Origin of the sequence: Novosphingobium sp. B1, assembly GCF_900176395.1 — a bacterium.
Lineage (GTDB): Bacteria > Pseudomonadota > Alphaproteobacteria > Sphingomonadales > Sphingomonadaceae > Novosphingobium.
Genome location: NZ_FWXL01000052.1, coordinates 1 through 3,647, shown reverse-complemented (window position 1 = coordinate 3,647; position 3,647 = coordinate 1). Strand labels below are relative to the sequence as shown.

Annotated in this window: 3 protein-coding genes; 2 read left to right on the top strand and 1 reads right to left on the bottom strand. The window is 62.2% G+C overall.

The annotated features are described in order from the left end of the window. Nucleotides 1-105: 105 nt before the first annotated feature. A complete protein-coding gene (locus tag B9A23_RS21935; RefSeq protein WP_254895249.1) occupies nucleotides 106-1,275 on the bottom strand; it encodes a Gfo/Idh/MocA family protein in 1,170 nt (389 codons plus the stop codon). Nucleotides 1,276-1,443: 168 nt separating this feature from the next. Between B9A23_RS21935 and B9A23_RS21930 the strand changes: the two genes are divergently transcribed. Next, a complete protein-coding gene (locus B9A23_RS21930) occupies nucleotides 1,444-2,772 on the top strand; it encodes a Rieske 2Fe-2S domain-containing protein (protein WP_062344527.1) in 1,329 nt (442 codons plus the stop codon). After that, nucleotides 2,772-3,638 (top strand): carboxylating nicotinate-nucleotide diphosphorylase, encoded by an 867-nt coding sequence (nadC, locus tag B9A23_RS21925; RefSeq protein WP_062344525.1) that lies wholly within the window; start codon nucleotides 2,772-2,774, stop codon nucleotides 3,636-3,638. The genes B9A23_RS21930 and nadC overlap by 1 nt, the downstream gene beginning before the upstream one ends. The last annotated feature ends 9 nt before the right edge of the window (nucleotides 3,639-3,647 follow it).

The window sequence follows — 3,647 nt, the reverse complement described above, 5'->3', positions numbered from 1 at the left end:
CCAGCACCTGAAAGTTGAGATCGATCCCATCGGGGCGGACCGTCTGCGACAGCAGCGCCTCGGTGCGATCATAGCCCCAACAGGCGAGCGAGAGGTTCAATCTAGTCATACGGAAACGGCCTCCAAAGTGTCGATAATCATGGCTGTGGGTGCGATTTCGCTGCCGGTGCGGCTCGATTCGAGTAGGGCTGCGCAGCACGCCACCGTCTTCACGCCCCAGCGGCCATCATGGATCGGCTGGACCAGACCGAGTGCGCCTTCAACGAATTCATCGATGACCTCGACCCGCGGCAGGCTTGGCGGATCGATCGCGAGAAACTCACGGTGTTCATCGCCATAGAGCGTGATGCCTTGGGGCGAGAGCTTGAGATCGGCGCGTTCGCAACTGACCAGCACAAAGCCGAAATGCTCATGATACGGCGCCGGCGGTTCGCTGGTCGATGCGCCGTCCTCGCCATACGCTCGGCGTATCTTGGCAGCGCTTTCGGTCGCTGGTTCGAGGTTCCTGAGCGCGCGCCGCGTGTCACCGTATTGCTCCGGATCCTTCTCGCGGCCGAGTTCCGATATCCAATTAACCAGTTCGTCGGAATCATAATGGGCGTAGCCACTGTACGTCAGCGATGCGACAGCCCCACCCTCGAATCCCATCATCGCGGCATATGCGCCCTCGCTCGGGCGACTGGAATCCCAATTGCCCGCAACCGCGCGCACGAATGTCACATCGCGTCCGACAAGCCGCCGCGCCACGTCAATTTGGTGAGCGGCTTGACTGTAGACAACGCCCCCACCACGCGCGCTGTCCAGCTCTTCGGGGCGACGCGGCCGATACATGAAATCGGTGAAGTTCATCGCCGTGAGTTGCCGCACCGCACCAAAGCCGCCGCTGGCGATCAACTCGGCGGCTCGGCGGACCGGGGCATCAAAGCCATGGCTGGGGCCGACCAGGAGCAGTTTGCCGGCCCGGCGTGCCGCCGCTTCCATCGCGACGCACTCGGCGACAGAGATCGCCATCGGCTTTTCGACCAGAACATGCTTGCCCGCACCGAGGGCCGCGATTGCCTGCGTCGCGTGCAGTTCGTGTGGCGTCGCGATATAGACGGCATCAATATCGGCGGCGAGCAACCCCTCCAGGCTTTCATATGACTTGGCTCCGAACTCGCGCGTGAATTGAGCACGTGGGGACGCGCGCAGATCGAACGCCGCGGCGATCTCGACCCGTGGGTGCGCGCGCAACGCCGGAAGCGTCAGCATGAACCCCCGGCCAAGGCCGACAATGCCGATCCGAAGTGCCTTCTTGTTTATCCTCGATCTGCCAGGTCGGTCCTTGAAATGCGGCCCGCTTGAAACGCACAATACTTCTATGTAGAAGTGTTTTCAAGAAGTGGATGAAACACCTTCGTGGCACGGCGCCTTGGCACAGCCACTTTGCGATAAGGATAGGCGATGACACCCCAACAAAATGACATCCTCGCCCGAGTCGAGGGCAGCGCGCCGATGGGCAGGCTGATGCGCCAGCACTGGATGCCCGCGTGCATGTCCGAAGAGGTGGCCGAACCGGATTGTACGCCGCTGCGCGTCCGCCTCCTCGGCGAGAATATGGTGGTGTTCCGCGACAGCAAGGGTCGTCTGGGCGCGCTTGACGAGCAATGCCCGCACCGCCGCGCGTCGCTGGCCTTTGGCCGCAACGAGGAATGCGGCCTGCGTTGCCTCTATCATGGCTGGAAGTTCGACGTGAACGGCAACGCCATCGACATGTCGTCCGAGCCGGTCGACGCCAAGCTGCGCAGCACGATGAAGACCAAGGCCTATCCGGTCCAGGAGGCCGGCGGGTTCGTCTGGGTGTGGATGGGCAATCCCGATCAGGTGACGCCGTTCGACAAGCCCAACTGGGCGACCGTACCGGACGACAAGATCAGCATCGTGAAGATGCATGGCGCATGCAACTGGGCACAGGTGCTCGAAGGCTCCATCGACTCGGCGCACAGTTCGAGCCTGCACTCGTCCAACATGCCGACGGCAACCGAGGTCAGCGGATCGACCGCGACCGACACCGCCTGGCTACGGCCGTCGGCCGACAAGGCGCCACGCCTTGAGGTCCAGAAGACCAGCTTTGGCTTCCGCTATGTCGCGATCCGCAAGCCGATCGTCGACGCCGATGCCACTGATTATATCCGCATGACACTCTATGTGGCGCCCTATACCGTCCACATTCCATCGAATGACCAATATCATCTGAGCCAGATGCTGGTCCCGATCGATGATGAGAACACGATGTTCTACTGGGTCGCCTGGCATCCCGAAAAAGGCATTTCGACCGACGCATGGCGCAAATTCTGCGGTGCCGAGATCGGCAAGGATGTCGAGCCGATCACCTTCAAAAAGATGCGCAACGCAGGAAACAACTATCTCCAGGATCGCGTAGCCATGAAGGACGGCGATTTCACCGGTATCTACGGCATCCCGGCGCAGGACATGGCGATGTGGGAATCGATGGGTACGCTCGCCGATCGTGGCGATGATCGCCTGGGGTCGAGCGACAAGGCGATCTTCACGTTCCGCACACAGATGTACCGCGCCGCGCAGGCGGTGGAAAAGGGCGAGCCGGCGATCGGCACGACCGAGCCGCACATTCCGAACGCCAAGCTCATGTCGTTCGAAGGCATCGTGCCTAAGGGCACCGACTGGCGGCTGCTCAATGTCTCGGACGAAGAGGCGGATATCATGCGGACCGTATCGACAGATGTCGACGCTCTCGGGGACGTCCGCGCTTGATGATGTCCCTGCCGCCCATTGCCGGGCTCGACGCGGATGCCGTCAGTCATTTCGTCCAGTCCGTACTCAAGGAGGATCTGGGGCTAGGTGGTGATGTCACCACCGACCTCACCATCCCCGCCGACGCACGGCTGATCGCGACGATCCAGACTCGCGAGCAGATTGCCGTTGCGGGCATCGATCTCGCCCAGGTCTTCTTCGAGGCCCTTGATCCCGATGTCCGGGTCGAGCGGCTTGCCAGGGATGGAGATGAGCTCCAGGCGGGTGCCCCGATCATGCGCGTGGAGGGTCGCGCCCGCCCGATGTTGTCGGCGGAGCGCTCGGCGCTGAACACGCTGCAGCACCTCACCGGTATTGCCACCCTTACTCGAAGCTATGCCAACATGATCGCGGGCACGTCGTGCATCCTGCTCGACACCCGCAAGACCATACCCGGCCTGCGCGCAATTGAGAAATATGCTGCCCGCATGGGCGGGGCGCACAATCATCGTATGCGGCTCGACGACGGCATCCTGATCAAGGACAATCATGTCGCGATCTGCGGCTCGATCGAGGCGGCCGTGCGCGCGGCCAAGGCGGGCAAGTCAGCACTCCCGGTCCAAGTCGAAGTCGACACAATCGACCAGATCGAGCCGGCACTGAAGGCAGGCGCCGATCGGCTGCTCTTCGACAATATGTCGGTCGAAATGCTGCGCGAGGGTGTGGCGCTGGTTGCGGGCCGCGTGCCGATCGAAGCGTCAGGTGGCGTGCGGCTCGATACCATCCGTGCGATCGCGGAAACGGGAGTTACTTACGTCTCCGTCGGCCGCATTACGCAGAGCGCACCGGCTGCCGATATCGGTCTCGATTACACAATAGCGGCTTGATGGTGCTGT